Origin of the sequence: Flavobacterium cellulosilyticum, from assembly GCF_004349355.1 — a bacterium.
Taxonomy (GTDB): Bacteria; Bacteroidota; Bacteroidia; order Flavobacteriales; family Flavobacteriaceae; genus Flavobacterium; species Flavobacterium cellulosilyticum.
The window spans coordinates 403,996-424,957 of the sequence record NZ_SMFK01000001.1; the positions used below are offsets into that span (position 1 = coordinate 403,996).

Below are 20,962 nucleotides of genomic sequence, written 5' to 3' on the forward strand. Positions count from 1 at the left end.
ATAATGGATGTAACTACACTTTTAATTATTCTTTTTGTTGGCGCATTTGCAACCTATTTTTCTGGTGATAAATGGGCTCCAAAAGTAGCTTTATTAATTTCATTGGCCGCTTTTGCAGGTACGATTTGTTTACTTAGCCAATACAATTCAGGACAAGAAATCAGTTATTTTAAAATTTGGATTTCTAAACCTGCTGTATTTATATCCTTTTATGCAGACGGCCTTACATTAGCGATGCTTTTGTTAACAACCGCATTGATACCAATTATTATTTATTCCTCCTTTGGAAATAATTATAAAAATGCAAAAGCATTCTATGCATTAATTTTGTTTATGACCTTCGCAATGACAGGAACTTTTCTTGCCACTGATGGTCTATTATATTATGTTTTCTGGGAATTATCATTAATCCCAATTTACTTTATTGCTTTAATTTGGGGTAATGGCGATGCTGAAAAACGTAAAAAAGCAGTTGTTAAATTCTTTATTTATACTCTTGCTGGTTCCTTATTTATGTTAATTGCTTTTGTTTATTTGTACCAAAAAGCAAATAGTTTTTTAATTGGTGATTTAGTAAAAGCGAATTTATCCTCTACAGAACAGTTCTGGATATTCTTGGCTTTCTTTTTAGCGTATGCCATCAAAATTCCATTAATTCCTTTTCATACTTGGCAGGCAAAAGTGTACCAAAAAGCACCAACAGTAGGAACAATGCTCCTTTCTGGAATCATGTTAAAGATGGGATTGTATAGTGTAATTCGTTGGCAATTACCTATTGCTCCATTGGCAGCAAAAGAATTTATGTCATTATTTATCGGTCTTGGATTAGTTGGTGTAATTTACGGTTCGATCGTAGCATTGAGACAAAAAGATTTGAAAAAGCTATTGGCTTACTCTTCTTTGGCACACGTTGGTTTAATTGCTGCAGGCTGTTATACTTTAACACTTGACGGATTACGTGGTGCTGTATTGCAAATGATCGCTCACGGATTTGTAGTTGTTGGCTTATTCTTAGTTGCTGAAATTATTTACAGAAGATATGAAACAAGAACTATCTCAGAAATGGGTGGAATTCGTAGTCAGTCCCCTAAATTGACTTCTATGTTCATGCTTTTGGTTTTAGCATCTGTTGCTTTGCCATCCACCTTTAACTTCGTAGGAGAATTTACAGTTTTATACAGCTTATCACAAATAAATATTTGGTTTGCTCTTCTTGGTGGAACTACTATAATATTAGGAGCTTATTATATGTTGAAAATGTTTCAACACGTGATGTTGGGTGAAACCAATGTTAAAATATTTAATGATGTGACCTTTAACGAAGGATTATCTTTGGTACTCATCATTGCCGTTTTATTCTTTTTTGGATTGTATCCAAAACCAATTATGGATTTGATTTCACCAAGTCTAGAAAACATTATAACTCTAATAAACAGAATTAATTAATAAAATAGGATTAAGGATTTAAGAATTAGGATTTTTGTTGGATGGGTAAATTGGAATATTTAATAATTATTAAAATATGACGAAAGAAGAACTTAAGAATCGTACAAAATAATTTGCATTGGATGTATTTAAGTTTTTAATGTTAATAGATAAGGATAAAGCTGTTGATGTCGTTTCCTTTCAACTTTTTAAATCCTCATCATCAGTTGCTGCTAATTACAGAGCAGTTTGTAGAGGCAAATCAAGTGCTGATTTTTTAAACAAATTAAAAATCGTAGATGAAGAGGCAGATGAAAGTTTATTTTGGTTAGAGTTTATCAAAGGATTAGAAATAGTATGTGACAAAGTTGAGCTTGAAAAGTTAATAAAAGAAGCGAATGAATTGGTTGCTATTTTTTCATCAGGAATAAAAACAATAAAAGAGAAAAATAATATAAAACAATAAAAAGATTTAGAAATTAGGAAATAATAATTAGGATTTTCGAGTAGTTGCGAACGTTCCTTTTTCAATTTTAAATCCTAAATCAAAAATCCTAAATCAAAAAATCAAAAAATGAATACATTAATAGCTATAACAGGATTAGGTGTTTTATGCCTTTTATTTGAAATTTTAAATTTTAGAAAAGCCATTATTCCAATAACCATTATTGGATTATTAGCAGTCCTTGGATTTATAACAATGTCCGAATACAATACTCCAATGAGTTATTACAATAATATGATTGTGGTGACCCAATTTTCATCTTCATTTTCTGCCTTGTTTATTATACTTACAGTTTTCTTGATTGCTTTAAGTCATGATTTCTACGAAGAACATCAAACTAAAATTTCCGATTTTATTGCCATAAAAATATTTATGTTGGCTGGTGGAGTTGCCATGGTTTCTTTTGGAAACTTAGCCATGTTTTTTCTAGGAATCGAAATCTTGTCTATTTCTTTATATATTCTTGCTGCAAGTGACCGATTAAATATAAAAAGTAACGAAGCTGGAATGAAATATTTCTTGATGGGATCTTTTGCTTCAGGGATAATCTTGTTTGGAATTTGCTTAATTTACGGTGCAATGGGAACATTTGACATTGCCGAAATTACAGATTGGTCTCAATCAGCTGAATTGCCTTCTTGGTTTCCTATTGGGGTTACATTAGTTACTATAGGAATGTTATTTAAAATCGCAGCTGTTCCTTTCCATTTTTGGGCTCCTGATGTCTATGAAGGTTCACCAACTATGACAACTGCTACGATGAGTACATTGGTAAAAGTGATTGCAATTGCTACTTTATTTAAAATTATGACAGCAATGAATGCTGAACTTTCGGATGCTTTTATCAATATTATAATTGTAATTTCGATTGCTTCGATGACTGTTGGAAATATTATGGCATTAAGACAAAACAACGTTAAACGTATGCTAGCCTTCTCAGGAATCTCTCATGCTGGTTTTATGTTGATGACTCTATTAACAATGAGTTCTTCATCAGCTAGTTTACTGTATTATGCTGCTGCTTATTCACTGGCTGGAATTGCTGCTTTTGCAGTAATTTTATATGCATGTAAAAACAAGAATAACGAAGATATCACCAACTTCAACGGATTAGGAAAAACGAGTCCTATACTTGCAGCAACTCTTACAGCAGCGTTACTTTCGATGGCTGGAATTCCAATCTTTGCTGGTTTTTTTGCCAAACTATTTTTGTTCAATCAAACCATCCAAGCTGGTTATTTGATCATCGTAATAGCGGCAGTAATCAACTCGATTATAAGTGTTGGTTACTATTTCAAGTTAATTTTAGCCATGTATACTAAAGAGCCAAATGAAGAAGTGACTAAAATACCATTTGTGATTCATGCAGTAGCACTAGTTTCAATTGTATTGAATATTGCAATTGGTTTATTCCCTTCGGCGGTTTTGGATTTATTGGGATAAAATATACATCTGTTTATATATAATTTTACCGCAGATTCGCAGATTTTCAACTATTTTAATCTGTAAATCTGCGGTATTTTTTTTAAAATTAAAAACACTAAACCATCCCCTTCTAATTCTGAGATGGTTTTTGTCTCCATTACAAAACACATTAGACTGTAAAACTATGTTTTTTAACTCACTGACATTTGCTATTTTCTTACCCATAGTTTTCGTACTCTATTGGTTTGTATTTAGTAAATCGAAGAGTTCACAAAACGCTTTTCTAGTTGTAGTAAGTTACTATTTTTATTCCTGTTGGGATTTTCGATTCCTATTTTTATTACTGTTTTCCACCCTTCTATGTTATTTTACAGCAATTCAAATTGAAAAAAACACCCAAGATCATAAGAGAAAGTTTTGGTTTTGGTTGAGTATCATTTTCAATCTGGGTTTTTTAGCCATATTCAAATACTACAACTTTTTTGCCGCGTCCTTTTCAGATGCATTAAATGATATTGGTATAGAATCCAGTCCACTTTTGTTGAATGTGATTCTTCCTGTTGGAATTTCATTCTACACTTTTCATGGATTATCGTACGTGATTGATATTTACTATAAAAGAATTCATTCTGAGAAAAACATCATTGATTACGCGCTGTTTGTGAGTTATTTTCCGCTATTAGTAGCTGGTCCAATTGAGCGAGCCACCCATTTATTACCTCAAGTAAAACTGAAAAGAAATTTCGATTATGAAAAAGCAAAAGAAGGAGTTTACCAAATTATTTGGGGATTGGTCAAAAAGGTAGTGATTGCCGATACTTGTGCTACCTATGCTAATGCCATTTTTGATAATTATACTTCAATGAATTCTTTGTCATTAATTTTAGGAGCCGTTTATTTTGCATTCCAAATTTATGGTGATTTCTCAGGTTATTCGGATATGGCTCTGGGAATGTCCAAATTATTTGGATTGGATTTGTTACGGAATTTCAACTACCCCTATTTCTCCAGAGATATTGCCGAGTTTTGGCGGCGTTGGCACATTTCATTATCCTCTTGGTTTCGGGATTATTTATACATTCCTCTTGGCGGAAGCCGAGGAAACAAACTCAAACAGGTGCGCAATGTGTTTATTATTTTTGTGGTTAGTGGTTTTTGGCATGGCGCGAATTGGACTTTCCTAGCTTGGGGATTCATCAATGCACTTTACTTTTTGCCTTCCTTATTATTAGGAACTAATCGGAATAATATGGAAACAGCCGAATTGCACTGGGATATAAACTCCATAAAAACATTCTTTGATATTCTTGCTACCTTTATGTTATCCTGTCTTGCTTGGATCTTTTTTAGGGCAAATACCATCAGCATTGCTTTCGATTATATTAGAAGAATTTTTACAGATCACACTTTTTCATTCCAATATTTAGTAAATGAAAGATATTCAAATGAATTGCTTTTGATGGTGTTGGCTTTTGTAATAGTCGAATGGAATAGCAGATACCAAATAGAACCCATTTCAGGAAAATATAGCGGACTAAAATTAACAGTGTGTTTGTTGGCAATTATCGCTTTGGGAACTTACTCGGATTATAAAGAATTTATATATTTTCAATTTTAATGCAAAAATTTATACTTTTTTCAGCTAAAATTCTACTTGTCCTACTAGTACTTATGATAGTACTGGACTGGTCGTACACGACTGTATATTTGCATTCTTCGAATAGAGGAAAAGTAGAAAACGTCTATAATTCCAAGGCCAAAAATTATGATGTAGTTATTTTAGGATCTTCACGTTCCAACAATCATTTTGTACCTGAACTTTTTGAGAAAAAAGGATTAAAAACCTTTAACTACGGTATGAGTGGTGCGCATTTATTCGAAGCTTCCTTGATGTTAAAACTAATGGTCGAACGGCAATACAGTATTAAAAACCTTATTATTGATGCCGATTTGGGTCTTTCTAACGATAAAGAATCCGAAGCTATAGCTGCTAAGTTTTTGCCTTACATTCATCATTCCCAAATCATCAAAGACCATTTTTCAGGACAGAAAGATTTTAATGCATTGTACTATATTCCTTTTTACCGTTACGTTGATTTTGATGCATTGATTGGCTTCAGAGAAATGTACAACACTTTGACCAACAAGCCAACCAATATTTTAGACCAGCAAGGCTACCATCCATTGGGTCATAAAACTGGGAATATGAAGAATGATATTCGCAATTTGAAACCCATTCGCAATAAATACTACGAAGAAATCAAAGAAACCTGCAGGAAAAACAACATCAATCTCATCGCTATAATGACACCCATGTGTACCAATGTAAAAGGATTGAATTATTTTGAAAAGGCTAATAAAATCTATCCTGAAATTCATAATTTAGAAAATGCAGTTGAGGGTGACCAGTATTTTTCTTCCTGTGGTCACATGAATGATACAGGAGCACGAATGTTCACGAAAATTGTTATTGAAAGGTTTTTTGAGACTAAATAATAAATTCCAGCCGATATAAAAATCAACATCAAATTATTTTGAATTTTTAATTTAAATAAGATGACTTCACTACTATTTTTTAATTTAAAAATTCAAAATACCTCATTAATACTTTTCACGCCCAAATAGTAAACTAATACTACTTTATTACTATAATTGAATAGTTTGGCAATATTTATTTTGAATTCAATACCATTTATTCCTACTGTAATCTTTATTCAACTGAAATTAATGGAAAGACAAGTATCTTCTTTATCAAGTACAAGTAATCCGAATATCTTCAAAAAAGTGTAGGTTTGCTTTTGGTTTTCTAATTAATAGAACAAAAAAAATGTGGAATTAAACGAATTTAATTCCACATTTTTAAAAATTTAATAGTTTATAACTTTTACCAGAACTTAGCGTACAAAGCAAAAATAATTAACAATGTAACTACTATCAATACAGTAGTTTGAGGTTTTATCTTAAACATTTCAGTATCCAATTCGAAAGCTTTAGGATTTACTTTTGGTCCTGCAAAACTCACAACAATCATTAAAAACATGGTAAAGAAGAAAGATAATCCCATGCATATAAGGAAAGGGATTTCGTATCCACCATGACCATTTGAATAGGCAGTGTATAAGAAAGTTTCATTTCCAAACAATCCTGGAGCAAATTCGTTGAATAATACAGAAAGTACGAACCCTGAGATAACACCAACTAAAGCAGCAGTACCAGTTGTACGTTTCCAGAACATACCAAGGAAGAACATTGCAAAAATACCAGGACTAATAAAACCGGTATACTTTTGAATGTAGGTAAATCCACCCACACCACCAATTCCTAATAAATCCTCCCAAGTAAATATAACAGCTAAAAGCATCGCTCCAAAAACTGCAATTCTTCCTATGTTTACTTGTTGTCTATCAGTAGCTTCTTTTTGTATGTATTTTTTATGTATGTCTAAAGTATATATAGTAGAAATACTATTTATTTTTCCTGCTAAAGAAGCAACAATAGCTGCTGTTAATGCCGCAACTGAAAGTCCTTTTAAACCTGTTGGTAAAAATGTTAATACCGCTGAATAAGCTCCATCTTTTCCACCTACCAATTGTGGTAAATATCCTTTAGAATATAAAACATACGCTGCGATACCAGGCAACATCACGATAAGTGGCATAAATAATTTTAATATACCTGCAAAAAGAATACCTGTACGAGCGGTTTGTAAATCTGCACCCAAAGCTCTTTGAGTAATATACTGATTACAACCCCAATAATTTAAGTTCACAATCCAAATACCCGCCAAATAAGCCATTACACCTGGGAAAGTAAGGTATTTATTAATATCCAATTGTGATGATTCAGCAGTAGGCTTAGGAATAATCATTTTAAAATGCTCTGGTGCTTCGCGCATCAACACTTTAAATCCTTCAATAGCATTTTCTCCAACACCAAAATACATTCCAACGGTAGTCAAAGCGATATAAGTGGTAACCAATCCACCAATGATCAAAACAGCTACTTGAATAACGTCTGTATAGGCTACAACTTTCATCCCTCCTAAAGAGATAAGTAAAGCAAAAACTGATAATCCAATCATGATAGCGTGTAAATATCCACCACCAGCCAAACCATTAATAGCAATAGCTCCTAAATATAAAATAGAAGTCAAATTCACAAAAACATATAAAAACAACCAAAAAACAGCCATAATTAATGCAGTAGATTCATTGTATCTTGTTTTTAAAAATTGAGGCATGGTATAAATCTTGTTCTTCAAATAAACAGGAATAAACCATACAGCTACAATAATTAATGCAATTGCAGCAATCCATTCGTAAGCAGCAACAGCAATTCCTAAAAAGAATCCTTCTCCACTCATTCCAATAAATTGCTCCGCAGATATATTAGAGGCAATTAATGAGGCTCCAATGGCCCACCAAGTAAGTGTTCCTTCTGCCAAGAAATAAGCTTTGGCATCGTGTTCGTTTTTCTCCCGTTTTCGATATATGACATATCCATAGGTAGATACGACTATAAAATAGATAATAAATACTGCGTAATCAGCAAAAGCAAGGTTCTGGTTCATTGGTGAATTCTTTTTTAGAAGTTAATATAAATGTATGCGGTTTTTTCGGGTGTAATTTATTCTTTTTTTTTAAACTATTTAATATTTATATATTATTATATCATTTTCTAATAAATACAGAATTTCGTTATAGAATTAATTATAAAATATAGTATGTGTTTTAATTCTATAGTTATTTTATGAATTTATGAAAGTCAAAAGTAAAATAAAAATAGTTATTTACATAGCTTATAAATGTGTTTTTTACATTTATAACGAATATTTACATAGCATAATTCTATATATATTTTTAAAAAATTCATTTTCAGTTCTTTAAGTCCGTTGTGAAATTGACAATCCTTATAGTAAAATAAGAATAAATCATTTTAACATCTTTCATTTCTATTTATAGAAGTACATCACTCCTGTTTTTAACAGATTATTTTATTAATTAACCCATTTTATTCGTCTTAAAATCATAGAACAAACCTTATACCTTCATTAGAATTAAAACTTCTGAATCCAAATCAAGTTTATTAGAAGTCTATTTTAGAAGACACATTTGAGTTGCCTATACATTTATGAGTAATTAATTCAATTAAAACATAATTGTATACCGACGCAAAGTTCTAATCTCGATTATTTGAAGAAAACACAAAATGACATTTTAAGACTGATGTCTTATAATTAAATAGCTTCAATAAATTAGCTACATCTAAAAAAAGAAAAAAAATATTTTTTTTGTTTATGTTTAATAAATTTCTATATATTTGTAAATGTAAATTTTACACTTATTATTTATTTTATACCATTAGTTCTACATCCCAACTTATTTAGAGGAGTTTAATTTCAAATAATACGTTAATAAAAAATATCCATTTGACTTTAAGTTACTATTAAAACAAAAAAACCAATCGACTATTTAGCGCAATATTATTTTGTTTATTGAATCCCAAGACAAATCGAAACTTTGCCTTTTCACTAGTAAAATCAAAAACAACAACTACAATTATGAACCAAAAAATTGATCAATTAGCTGCAGATAATATAAGAACACTCGCCATTTCAATGGTTGAAAAAGCAAATTCTGGACATCCTGGAGGAGCTATGGGCGGTGCTGATTTTATGCATATTTTGTATACAGAATACCTCAACTTTGACCCCACAGAGATGGATTGGCCGTTTAGGGATCGTTTCTTTATGGATGCTGGACATTTATCTGCATTGATGTATTCTCAGTATTATTTATTAGGCAATTACAAAAAAGAAGACCTACAACAATTTAGACAATGGGGTTCTGTAACACCTGGACACCCAGAAATTGATGTATTAAGAGGTATTGAAAACACTTCTGGACCACTAGGACAAGGTCATGCTATGGGTGTAGGAGCTGCTATTGCTGCCAAATTTCTTGATGCACGATTCAAAGGACTTTTTGAACATAAAATATATGGATATATCACTGATGGTGGAGTTCAAGAAGAAATTTCACAAGGTGCAGGAAGAATAGCTGGACATTTAGGATTGAATAATTTTATTATGTTTTATGATTCTAATGATGTTCAACTATCTTCAATGACAGATGAAGTAACATCTGAAAATACAGCTATGAAATATGAAGCTTGGGGTTGGAAAGTTATCACAATTGATGGCCATGATCACACACAAATAAGAAAAGCATTAACGGAAGCTAACGAAGAATCCGAAAGACCTACTTTAATAATTGGAAAAACAATTATGGGAAAAGGTTGTGTGACTGCAACTGGTGCTATGTATGAAGGGGAATGTGAATTACATGGAAAACCTATTGGCGACACTAAAGCAGATTACATAAAAACATTGATTAATCTAAAGGCAAATCCTGAAGATCCATTTGCTATTTTTGAAGAAGTAGCAACACAATATACTAAAATACTTGCTCAGAAAACAGCAGCAATAGCCAATAGAAAAGTGCAAATTGCATCTTGGAAAAAAGAAAACCCAGCCCTTTCCTTAAAACTAGAATCGTTTTTATCTGGTGAAATTCCTGACTTAGATTTAAGTAGTGTTGTTCAAAAACCAAATATAGCTACAAGAGAAGCATCCTCGATTGTTCTTGCTTATTTAGCAGAAAACGTAGAAAACATGATTGTTTCTTCGGCAGATTTATCAAACAGTGATAAAACAGATGGATTTCTTAAAAAATCTTCTGTTTTGAAAAAAAATGATTTTAGTGGCGCCTTTTTACAAGCTGGAGTTGCTGAATTGACAATGACTTCAATCGCGAATGGAATAGCCCTTCATGGAGGTGTTATCCCAGTTGTAGCGACCTTTTTTGTTTTTTCGGATTATATGAAACCAGCCATACGATTAGCGGCAATTCAAGAATTGCCTGTAAAATACGTTTGGACTCACGACTCATTTCGCGTGGGTGAAGATGGACCAACGCATCAACCTATCGAACAAGAAGCACAAATTCGTTTGATGGAAAAGATTAAAAACCATTCAGGGAATCGAAGTTTATTGGCTTTACGCCCAGCAGACGCAATAGAAACATCGGTAGCTTGGGACATGGCGTTAAGAAACTCTAAAACACCAACAGCTTTAATTCTTTCGAGACAAAATATTCAAGACATTCCAGCACATGGAACTTCAAGATACGAAGAGGCAACTTCATCTTCAAAAGGAGGCTATTTAGTAAAGTCAACACAAAATCCAGATATCACATTAATTGCCAACGGATCAGAAGTGGCAACCCTTTTAGCAGCTGCAACACTATTGGAAAAAGAGAAAAATTTAAAAATAAATGTAGCCTCCATAATTTCTGAAGGTTTACTCAAAGAACAATCCAAATCATACCAAGAAAGTGTTATCCCAAAAGGAAAATTAGTTTTCGGTCTTACGGCTGGACTTCCTGTAAATCTTGAAGGTTTGATTGGCGATGTTGGAAAAGTGATTGGTCTGGACCATTTTGGGTATTCAGCACCGGCAAGTGTATTAGATGAAAAATTTGGATTTACCAGTACGCAAGTAAGTAAAGAAATCCTTAAATATATTGAAGAAACTAAATAAACAACAAATAATTAAATAATAAAGAAATGAAATTTTTTATAGACACCGCAAATTTAAAAGACATCAAAGATGCAAATGATTTAGGAATTCTTGATGGAGTAACCACTAATCCATCTTTAATGGCAAAAGAAGGGATAACAGGAGTAGCTAATATAATAGCTCATTATATAAAAATATGTGAGTTGGTCGATGGTGATGTCAGTGCTGAAGTTATTTCAACAGATTTTGAAGGAATGATTGCCGAAGGCGAAAAATTAGCCGCTTTGCATCCTCAAATCGTAGTAAAAATTCCAATGATTAAAGACGGGATAAAAGCAATAAAATACTTTTCGAATAAAGGAATTAGAACGAACTGTACATTAATATTTTCAGCAGGTCAAGCATTACTTGCTGCCAAAGCAGGAGCAACTTATGTTTCCCCTTTTATTGGAAGATTAGATGACATCTCTACTGACGGACTGGCATTAATTGAGGAAATCAGATTGATTTATGATAATTACGGTTATGAAACCCAAATTTTGGCAGCATCAGTGCGCCACGTGATGCATATTTTGAATTGTGCTAAAATTGGTGCCGATGTAATTACAGGGCCATTAAGTGCAATAGAAGGATTAATGAAACATCCACTTACTGATAGTGGTTTGGCGACTTTCTTGGCCGATTATCAAAAAGGGAATAATTAAAAAACCCTTTTTCTACTAAGAAAGCACCTTTTAAAATATAAAAGGTGCTTTTTTTATAATAGAAATACAAAAAATAAATTATTTATTTTACTATAATTTTTTTAGAAACGATTCCGTTTTCAGTATTAATCTGAACTAAATAAATTCCCGCAGACAATTTATTTTTAGTAGAAATAGTATACGAATCTGAATCTGCTTTAATAGTCTGGCTTTCAATAATCGTTTCTCCAATTAAGTTAACAACCGAAACTTTCAAATCTTTTCCAAAATTCACTTTACTCATAATATGAATGTCATTTTTAACAGGATTTGGGTAAATTACAAATGAGTTTTCTAACTCTTTGTTGAAATTAGCAACTCCTAAACTTGTAGCTGTAACAGTTGTCAATACTCCATTATAAGTTACAGATATACTTTTCCCAGCTATAGGAGCGATTTGCCCATTGGTAACATAAGTATTTATTGCTGAAGTATAATCTACTCCAGTTCTTTTTATAACTAAACTTCCAGCATCAATAACTACTTTAGAATTAGCATGTAAACTAAAATTTATTCCTCCTGAATCATTTTGATTTACATTAACAGTTCCTGAGTTAATATTTAATTTTCCAACAATCGATCCTATAGTTCCCGCATTTCCCGCATTATCAAGAAATAAATCACCAACTTTAAATGTCTCTCCTGTGTTTAATGTTCCTCCGTTAACATTTATAGTTCCGTTTGGTCCAATTAGAGTAGCCCAATATGCTCCTGCTATTCCTCCAGTATTTACATTCAATAGTCCTGTAGGATAGAAATCTCTTGTCCCGATTTCCAATTGATATCCTCCATCTATAACACCACCTGTATTAATGTTTGCAGTTCCATTTCCACCTTTGTTAGCACCGATAAAAACCCCTTGCCAAGTGTCAACATTACTGCTTCTAAAAGTACCACCGTTTACATTTACTGTTCCCGAACCTCCACTACCAACACGAAATATGTTGCGGCAAGTGAATATTGCTCCAGTATTTACAGTAACTATTCCGTTTAAGACATCATTATAAAACACGTTAAAATTAGCATTTATAGTTAGGAGACCACTTGTATTGTCAAAAACTCCAGGTTGCCAAGCTATAAATTGATTTATGACAGCTGAATTTCCTGTAGCATTAGTTCTAACAAATTTAAAGGATGAATTATCAAAAACAACTGATCCAGAAGTACTGGTCCAATTTGAAGCTGTATAAAAATCGCTTGTTGTTCCTACCCAATTATAGTTTTGAGCATGAATATTAGTTGCAATAATTAGAAAGAAAACAGTAAAGAGTGATAATAAGTTTTTTGAAAATAATTTTTTGTTCATAGCGGGTTGATTTTAGTTAAATATAATAAAGTGTTCAAAACACACTTGTAAATGTACTTTAATTTTATTGAATAAAACAAAATCTAATTAAATATAATATTTATGTTAAAAAATTATTTTATTTGTATTTATTTCAAAATCTGATGCAAAATGTTTTTAAATGGGATCATTGGATTAGTAATTTATTATATTTATTAAATATAGAAAGTAATACAATCCTAATCATTTGGGAATGCCAGATATTCAATTGAAGGTGTCTTTTAAAAAATAATAATTTAGATAGTTTTTTTAGGATATGCCAGATTTATCAAAAAAAAGGAAGACTTTCAATCAATGAGAGTCTTCCTTTTATATATTCGAAAAGTGCTTTATCAATTATAGATTCAAAACAAAATCATTCAATAATTTTGCATCGTATTTTTCTTTATCAAAAGCATAGAGATAAGATCCTTTTCTGGAGGACATCATGTCTTTTTCATCTAATTTTATCAAAATATCCAATGAATTTATTTTACTGATAAAATTTCTTTTATCCAGCTCTTTACTCAAAATAGCTTCATATAGTTCTAATAATTGACGCATCGTGAATTTTTCTGGTAAGAGTTCAAAACCAACTGGCTTAGTAGAGGTTCTATATCTCAATCTTCTAATGGCATGCCTAAGCATAGAATTGTGGTCAAAAATTAATTTTGGAGCATTCGCAACGCTAAACCATTGCGCTTCATAATTTTGAATTAATTCCGCATTATGGTTTTCAATATTAATTAATGCAAAATAAGCTACTGAAATTGTTCTTTCAACTGGGTCACGATCAATATCACTATAGGCGTGTAACTGTTCCATATAAATATCATGAATCCCAGTATATCGATCTAAAATTCGAATTGCTGCAGAATCGAGTTTTTCATCTTTTTTAAGAAATCCACCTATTAAAGACCACTTCCCTTTTTCGGGTTCAAAATCCCTTTTTATTAAAAGTATTTTTAATCCTTCCTTATCAAAACCAAAAATGATACAATCTACAGCAAGTAATACTTTATCTGCCGAACTATAACTATTTAACATTATTTTATTTTTTTTCACGGTAAATATAACAACTTCCGTAAAAGTTTCATAATATATCAATGTAGTTTTTACACTTAATAAAAGTTGCAACTCAAAATATAAACAAAAAATCACCTGAAAAGGAGATTCTAAAGAGTGCTAACAAAATGCCATATCTCTTAATCTTATCAAATAAAAGATTAATAATACAAACCAAAGGTTCAAATAAATCAATTAAGCCCTTTTTTGTAAATCGCAAACGATTGTTCTTTACGAAAACGTTTGAAACTAAGAAATATAACAGCTTTTATACTACAAAAAAAATCATTTTTAAGATTATTTACAGGCTTATTAGAATAATTTTGAGGTAAAAAATCAAAAAAACAACCCATTTATGAAATTATTTTAAAAATAAATATTTTGCCGATAAATGGATATATTTTATCAATTACTAACATTAAATCAAATAAAAGGCAAAAAAACTGATGTTTTTAAATAAAAACAAAATTTTTAAATGTACTTTCTACACTTATATTATAAAATGCGCACTTTTTTATCTTTATTTTTATAGTATTAATTTGTTTTTATTGTTTTTTTTTAATTATATTTACAAATGTAAAAAACACACTTATAATTAACCAAAACAAAAATCAGTATGCTAACAATCAAACAATTCCTTTTTTATTGCCATTTTTTATTACCAAAAAGAGAATGGCTCTTAGCTATAGTAGTGATGCTATTTTCATCTTATACTATTTCAGCTCAAAATGACAAAACAATTTCCGGAGTTGTAACTTCTGAAGATTCAATGCCTATTCCAGGGGTAAATGTAATCGTTAAAGGCTCTAAAACTGTTGCCGTAACCGGGTTTAACGGAGAGTATGAAATAAAAGCATCCCCAACAGACATCCTAGTTTTTTCCTATATTGGATCCGTCAATAAGGAAATAACTGTTGGTAATCAAACTAAAATTAACATTTCATTAAAAGAAGACGTTAATAAACTAGACGAAGTAGTAGTTATTGGATATGGAACACAGAGAAAATCAGACCTTTCTGGATCTGTAGGAGTGGTAAACATGGAATCTGCTAAAAAAATAGTAACCTATGATTCAGCAAAAATGCTTCAAGGACAAGTTGCCGGCGTAACAGTGCAATCATCTGGTGAGCCCGGAGGATTTGTTAACGTAAAAATTCGAGGACTTTCTTCCTTTACAAACAACAATCCACTTTTTGTAATTGATGGAATGATTGTAGATAATCCTTACGATTTTGCTCCCGGTGATATTGAGTCTATTCAAGTTTTGAAAGACGCTTCATCTGCTGCCATATATGGAGTTCGTGGTGCCAATGGTGTTGTAATTATCACAACCAAAAAAGGAAAAACAGGAAAACTAAGTGTTAAATACAAATCACTTGTAGGTTTTCAAAATGTGGCTAGAACTTGGGATGTAACTGACAGAGTTGGTTATCAAACGATTACTAGTGCTGCCGAAAAAAATGCAGGATTATCTGTAGCACCTGGAAATGATCCAACAAATCCACTTTACATTAAAAATGTGGATACCAATTGGCAAGATGCTGCTTATGAAACTGGAGTAATAGAAAATCACTCCTTAGCGTTTAATGGTGGTGCTGAAGAATTAGCCTATAATTTGAATATGGATTATTTCAAAAACAGCAGTTATATCAAATCACCTCAAGAGTACGAAAGAATGTCTATGAATTTGAATTTAAATGGTAAAAAAGGAGATTTCAAATACGGTACTAAAATAGGTTTTACTCAATCTGGTAAAGAAATTTTTAATAGTTATGTTGGAGAATCAGCAATTGCCGCTTTGGTGGGCGCTATTCCTACAATGCCTGTTTATGATGCTAATAGATTAGGTGGTTACGGTGGTACTGACAATTTAACTCAAAGAGCCATTTCACTTAATGTTATTGGATTTAATAATTTAATAACAAACACAGGAAAAAGAGACCGTTTTATTGGAGATGTTTGGGGAGAATATGAAATCGTAAAAGGATTAAAATATAAAATTGATGCTAGTTTTGACCGATTGGATTATCAAAACAGAAAGTACGTTCCCCAAAGTGATTTAGGATGGTATTACATTACTACAAAAGAAGAAGCTTCTTTAGACGTTTCAACTGGTAACGTTACAAAAACTTTTTTCAATAATATTCTTACCTATTCATTAGATATCGATAAACATAAATTTGATGTTTTGGGAGGTTTAGTTCAAGAACGTAGTGATTCATATGATCACTGGTCAAGAGGAGTAGGATATGATTATGGTGAAATAAGCAAACTACAATATGCAGATAACACTAGTACTGGTGAAAGTAATGTAACGATAACGGGTAAATCTTACATAAGCCGGATCAATTATTCTTTTGATGATCGTTATTTGTTGCAAGCTAACTTTAGACAAGACAAAACATCACTATTTAGCGAAAAATTCAATACTGCTAATAACTACTCTTTCTCTGGAGCTTGGAAATTAAGCAACGAAAAATTCATTCACTTGCCAGAATGGGTAAGCAATGTTAAATTGAGAGGAAGTTATGGTAAATTAGGTAATAATACCATTCCTCCTTATTTCTTCGCTACAACAATCAATAGTTTTGCAGGCTATGATTTCAATAACGCATTGGCTCCCGGCACAACAGTAGTCGCTTCTTTAGATCCAAATGTAAGATGGGAAGATGTAAAAACATCAGATGTTGCAGTAGAAATTGGTATGTTCAACAATGATTTACAATTTACTGCAGAGTATTTTGTAAAAAACTCTACTAATCTTTTAGTTGATGTTCCGTTACCTTATTCAACTGGGGCTTTTCCAGCAAGTATCAGAACAAATGCAGGTGCAATGAGAAATAAAGGTTTTGAATTTTCTACCACTTATAACAATAATAAAAATGCTTTCAAATACAGCATATCTGCCAATATAGGTACGTTGAAAAATGAAGTACTTCAAATAGGTCTAAATGGAAATCCAATTTATGGCGCTGCGTCTAAAACAATTGTAGGAAGATCTATTGGTGAAATTTTTGCTTATGAAACCGATGGAATTTTTCAAAATGCTGGAGAAATAGCTTCATCACCAACACAAACAAACGCTGGTGTGGGTGATCTTAAATTCAAAGACATTAATGGTGATGGGAAAATAAGTGATCTTGACAGAACATTTCAAGGAGTTTCTATCCCAAAATACAGTTATGGTATGAACCTTAGTGGTTCTTATAAAAACTGGGATTTCTCTATGTTTTGGCAAGGAAGTGGTGGAAACAAAGTTTTCAACAGCCTTTACCGTAATTTAATGGCTGGACAATATGGCAATCATAGTACTGATATGCTAAATTATTGGACACCTACAAATACCAACACAAATGTACCTCGTCCAATAATAGGTGACCCAAATGCAAACGGAAGAGATTCTAATCGATTTATTCAAAACGGAGACTATTTAAAACTTCAGACAATGGAAATTGGATATCAAATTCCGGTTCCTGCCAATAGTTTAATTCAAAAAGCAAAAGTATATGTAAATGGACAAAACCTATTGACTATAAGTAAATATGACACCGGTGATCCCGATTTTAATAGCAACGACGGATCTTTTTCTAGAGGATATGATGGAGGTTCTTTCCCTAACCCTAGAACCATATCTTTAGGATTAGAAGTAAATTTTTAAAATTAGCAAACCATTAAAAACGAATCAAAATGAAATATAAAATATATAATTATTTAGCTGGTTTCTTTTCACTAGCTATTATATCGACAAGTTGTGTTAATGATGCAGACTTAATTCAATTAGACCCAAATAATGATGCTGTAGATTCCTTCTGGAAAACAGATCAAGACGCCATTAAAGGTGTTAATGCTGCTTACGGAAGTTTATTAACAGATGGAACTTATATGAGAAGCACTCCTTTATTATTAGATTTAAAAGGAGACGACACTAGAAGTAACAGTCCATGGGATGCAATGTATAATGTGGGACGATTCAACTCCAATGCATCAAATGCTGCTATTTATGGATGGGCTTATGAAACCTACTATCAAGGTATTTATCGTGCGAATCAAGTGCTTGAAAATGTATCTAAAATCGACATGGCTGATGCTGGACTTAAAAACAGAATCATAGGACAAGCTTATTTTTTAAGAGGATTGTATTTGTTTCATGCAGTAAACTTGTTCAAAAACGTACCGCTTCCAACAGAAATTGCTGCTTTCTATCCACAAAAAACAAATGAGGAAGGTTGGAAACAAGTCATAGCGGATTTCAAAGCTGCTGCTGATTTACTACCCAATTCATACACAAGTGTTACTGGTTTAGATGCAGGTCAAAAAGGACGTGCCACAAAAGGAGCTGCTTTAGGATATTTAGGTAAAGCCTATTTGTTTACCAAAGATTTCGCCAATGCCAAAACTACTTTTAAACAAGTTATTGATTTAGGTGTTTATTCATTAGTTACTAATTATCGTGATAACTTTACGGACACTAACGAAAACAATTCCGAATCCCTATTCGAAGTTCAATTCAGCAGAAGTGCTGGTGGTGTTGACTTGGGTTGGGGTGGAGCTCCGGCAACAGGTTGGGGAAAAACATCAGCAAGAGCCATTACTTATGCTCCAAGAGCTTTTGGATGGACTGATGTACAACCAACTAGGACCTTGTTCAATGAATATCAACAAGAAAAAACAACAGCAAATACTGTAGATCCACGATTAGATGCAACAATATTCTATAACAAACCAGGAGGAATGCAATTGTATGGAAAAGATTTCGCCACTTTTTATGCAGCTAATCCAGGAGATTTGAACGATTTATTTTGTAGAAAATATCAAAATTCTGATGGTAATTATGCTAACGAGTACGATTGGCGTTCTGGAATCAACGAGCGTTTATTGCGTTATGCGGATGTATTATTAATGTACGCAGAAAGTTTGAATGAAACTGGTGATACTCCAGGTGCTTATACCTACATTAAAATGGTTAGAGATAGAGCTGGATTACCTAATTTAGCTATTACAAAACCAGGTTTAACACAAGCCACGATGAGAGAGCAAATTGGACATGAACGATTCTTAGAGTTCCCACTTGAAGGGCACCGTTTTGATGATATTCGTCGTTGGGGATGGTTACAAGATCCTGTTAAATTAGCATGGTTAAAATCAAGAGACGTTGAGTTTAATTCGTATGCAACGGGTAGAGAATATTTCCCTATCCCACAATTAGATATCGATAATAACCCTGGAACCGTACAAAATCCAAGTTATTAAAAATTAGTTAGAGTTAGTTAGTTAGTTTGAATTGTTAGTATCATTTGGTAAGGTTTAATAATCTTACCATTTGATATTATAACTTAAAATCATCATGAAAAAAACCTTATTATTAGTATTCGTTTTTATTTTTTGTAACCAAAGCGTTTTTTCACAGAAAGAAACCACCGTAATTACAATAAAAAACAGTGAAAATGCACCAATTATAAATAGAAATATCTACGGACATTTTGCCGAGCATTTAGGGAGATCTATTTATGGAGGGTTTTTTGTTGGAGACACCTCAAAAATCCCCAATACAAATGGGGTGCGTAATGATGTTGTTGCAGCATTAAAAGCATTAAAAATACCAAATTTACGCTGGCCTGGTGGTTGTTTTGCCGATACCTACCATTGGAAAGATGGAATTGGACCAAAGGAAGAACGACCAACAATAGTAAACCAATGGTGGGGAGGCGTAACCGAAGACAATAGTTTTGGAACCCACGATTTCTTAAATTTATGCGAACTACTTGGAACCGAACCTTATTTAGCTGGAAACATGGGAAGTGGAACAGTTCAAGAATTAGCAGATTGGGTACAATACGTTAATTTTGGAGGCAAAAGCCCTATGAGTGATTTGCGTGTTAAAAACGGTAGAAAGGAACCTTGGAAAGTAAAAATTTGGGGAGTTGGCAACGAAGCTTGGGGTTGTGGTGGTAACATGACAGCCGATTATTATTCCGGTGAATACCGCAAATATGCCACCTTTATGTCAGATTGGGATAATACTGGAGGATTGATGCGTGTGGCTTCTGGAGCAAACAGTGCCGACTATAATTGGACTGAAACTTTAATGAAAAATATCCCAGGAAACATGCTGGGTGGAGTAGCTTTACATCATTATTCCGTAATTGATTGGAATAAAAAAGGAAGTGATGTCGATTTTACCGAAGACTTGTATTTCAAAACGATGACACAAGCATTAAAAATGGAGGAATTGGTTACTAAACATTCTGCCATTATGGACAAATATGATCCAAAGAAAAAAATCGCTTTGGTTGTAGACGAATGGGGTGGTTGGTATGATGTAGAAAAAGGAACAAATCCTGGATTCCTATACCAACAAAATACAATGAGAGATGCTGTTCTTGCCGGAGCAACTCTTAATATTTTTAATAATCATGCTGATCGTGTCCGTATGGCGAACCTTGCACAATGCGTAAATGTTTTGCAAGCTGTTATTCTAACAGATAAAACCAAAATGCTTTTGACACCTACTTATCATCTGATGCAAATGTACAATGTACATCAAGATGCAAAACTATTACCAATTACTATAAATTCTCCATTATATACTTATAATGGCGAAACGCTTCCTGCCATTTCAGCTTCAGCATCAAAAGATAAAAATGGATCTGTTCATATTTCATTAGTAAATGTAGATGCGAAAAAAGCAAATAAAATTGAAATTGATCTCACTGAACTTGGAATCAAAACGGTTTCTGGGACAATACTTGCCTCTTCAAAATTGCAAGATCACAACTCATTCGAAAATCCAACAAAAATTCAGCCTGCTGTATTTAAAGGATTTGAAAACAAAAAAGGAAAATTAGAAATAACAATACCTCCTTTTTCAGTACTAATGTTAGAAGGAAAATAATATC

At 32.4% G+C, this 20,962-nt stretch carries 13 protein-coding genes; 10 read left to right on the forward strand and 3 right to left on the reverse strand.

From position 1 onward, the window contains the following. Positions 1-3 precede the first annotated feature (3 nt). From E0F76_RS01580 to E0F76_RS01600, 5 genes are all read left to right on the forward strand, one after another. Positions 4-1,446: a complex I subunit 4 family protein gene (locus tag E0F76_RS01580; protein ID WP_132000585.1), complete on the forward strand. Its 1,443-nt coding sequence runs from the start codon at positions 4-6 to the stop codon at positions 1,444-1,446. A 118-nt stretch (positions 1,447-1,564) separates the two neighbouring features. Further along, the gene (locus tag E0F76_RS01585) at positions 1,565-1,891 is read left to right on the forward strand and encodes a four helix bundle protein (protein WP_246021952.1); all 327 of its coding nucleotides are present in this window, start codon (positions 1,565-1,567) and stop codon (positions 1,889-1,891) included. 108 nt (positions 1,892-1,999) lie between these two features. Next, a complete protein-coding gene (locus tag E0F76_RS01590) occupies positions 2,000-3,373 on the forward strand; it encodes an NADH-quinone oxidoreductase subunit N (protein WP_132000587.1) in 1,374 nt (457 codons plus the stop codon). Between the two features lie 166 nt (positions 3,374-3,539). Then, positions 3,540-4,973, forward strand: coding sequence for an MBOAT family O-acyltransferase (locus E0F76_RS01595; RefSeq protein WP_132000589.1), 1,434 nt, complete (start codon positions 3,540-3,542; stop codon positions 4,971-4,973). Between the two features lie 53 nt (positions 4,974-5,026). Continuing rightward, positions 5,027-5,851, forward strand: a complete 825-nt coding sequence (locus E0F76_RS01600) for a hypothetical protein (RefSeq protein WP_342773044.1) — start codon at positions 5,027-5,029, stop codon at positions 5,849-5,851. 388 nt (positions 5,852-6,239) lie between these two features. Here E0F76_RS01600 and E0F76_RS01605 read toward each other — a convergent pair whose 3' ends face one another. Beyond that, positions 6,240-7,925, reverse strand: a complete 1,686-nt coding sequence (locus E0F76_RS01605; protein WP_132000592.1) for a sodium/sugar symporter — start codon at positions 7,923-7,925, stop codon at positions 6,240-6,242. 990 nt (positions 7,926-8,915) lie between these two features. On the opposite strand from E0F76_RS01605, the gene E0F76_RS01610 reads away from it, so the two are divergent. Together E0F76_RS01610 and fsa are read left to right on the forward strand one after the other, a co-directional pair. After that, positions 8,916-10,955: a transketolase family protein gene (locus E0F76_RS01610; RefSeq protein WP_132000594.1), complete on the forward strand. Its 2,040-nt coding sequence runs from the start codon at positions 8,916-8,918 to the stop codon at positions 10,953-10,955. Positions 10,956-10,981: 26 nt separating this feature from the next. Then, positions 10,982-11,638 carry a fructose-6-phosphate aldolase gene (gene fsa / locus E0F76_RS01615; protein WP_132000596.1) on the forward strand — a complete coding sequence of 219 codons (657 nt, stop codon included), beginning with the start codon at positions 10,982-10,984 and terminating at the stop codon, positions 11,636-11,638. Between the two features lie 82 nt (positions 11,639-11,720). Here the strand turns inward: fsa and E0F76_RS01620 are convergent, their stop codons facing one another. Both E0F76_RS01620 and E0F76_RS01625 read right to left on the reverse strand, forming a co-directional pair. Next, the gene (locus E0F76_RS01620; RefSeq protein ID WP_132000598.1) at positions 11,721-12,983 is read right to left on the reverse strand and encodes a T9SS type A sorting domain-containing protein; all 1,263 of its coding nucleotides are present in this window, start codon (positions 12,981-12,983) and stop codon (positions 11,721-11,723) included. 375 nt (positions 12,984-13,358) lie between these two features. Then, entirely contained in the window at positions 13,359-14,048 is a 690-nt protein-coding gene (locus E0F76_RS01625) for an NUDIX hydrolase (protein WP_132000600.1), read from the reverse strand. A gap of 634 nt (positions 14,049-14,682) precedes the next feature. Here E0F76_RS01625 and E0F76_RS01630 point away from each other — a divergent pair. From E0F76_RS01630 to E0F76_RS01640, 3 genes are all read left to right on the forward strand, one after another. Next, on the forward strand, positions 14,683-17,724 hold the full coding sequence (locus E0F76_RS01630) for a SusC/RagA family TonB-linked outer membrane protein (protein ID WP_132000602.1): 3,042 nt from the start codon (positions 14,683-14,685) through the stop codon (positions 17,722-17,724). 29 nt (positions 17,725-17,753) lie between these two features. Beyond that, positions 17,754-19,316, forward strand: coding sequence for a RagB/SusD family nutrient uptake outer membrane protein (locus tag E0F76_RS01635; protein WP_132000604.1), 1,563 nt, complete (start codon positions 17,754-17,756; stop codon positions 19,314-19,316). Between the two features lie 94 nt (positions 19,317-19,410). Then, the gene (locus tag E0F76_RS01640; protein WP_132000606.1) at positions 19,411-20,958 is read left to right on the forward strand and encodes an alpha-N-arabinofuranosidase; all 1,548 of its coding nucleotides are present in this window, start codon (positions 19,411-19,413) and stop codon (positions 20,956-20,958) included. Positions 20,959-20,962 lie beyond the last annotated feature (4 nt).

Bases quoted from the DNA above. Each gene is read 5' to 3' on its own strand.
- E0F76_RS01580 (WP_132000585.1), top strand. From the start codon at position 4: ATGGATGTAACTACACTTTTAATTATTCTTTTTGTTGGCGCATTTGCA.
- E0F76_RS01590 (WP_132000587.1), top strand. From the start codon at position 2,000: ATGAATACATTAATAGCTATAACAGGATTAGGTGTTTTATGCCTTTTA.
- E0F76_RS01595 (WP_132000589.1), top strand. From the start codon at position 3,540: ATGTTTTTTAACTCACTGACATTTGCTATTTTCTTACCCATAGTTTTC.
- E0F76_RS01600 (WP_342773044.1), top strand. From the start codon at position 5,027: ATGATAGTACTGGACTGGTCGTACACGACTGTATATTTGCATTCTTCG.
- E0F76_RS01605 (WP_132000592.1), bottom strand. From the start codon at position 7,925: ATGAACCAGAACCTTGCTTTTGCTGATTACGCAGTATTTATTATCTAT.
- E0F76_RS01610 (WP_132000594.1), top strand. From the start codon at position 8,916: ATGAACCAAAAAATTGATCAATTAGCTGCAGATAATATAAGAACACTC.
- fsa (WP_132000596.1), top strand. From the start codon at position 10,982: ATGAAATTTTTTATAGACACCGCAAATTTAAAAGACATCAAAGATGCA.
- E0F76_RS01620 (WP_132000598.1), bottom strand. From the start codon at position 12,983: ATGAACAAAAAATTATTTTCAAAAAACTTATTATCACTCTTTACTGTT.
- E0F76_RS01625 (WP_132000600.1), bottom strand. From the start codon at position 14,048: ATGTTAAATAGTTATAGTTCGGCAGATAAAGTATTACTTGCTGTAGAT.
- E0F76_RS01630 (WP_132000602.1), top strand. From the start codon at position 14,683: ATGCTAACAATCAAACAATTCCTTTTTTATTGCCATTTTTTATTACCA.
- E0F76_RS01635 (WP_132000604.1), top strand. From the start codon at position 17,754: ATGAAATATAAAATATATAATTATTTAGCTGGTTTCTTTTCACTAGCT.
- E0F76_RS01640 (WP_132000606.1), top strand. From the start codon at position 19,411: ATGAAAAAAACCTTATTATTAGTATTCGTTTTTATTTTTTGTAACCAA.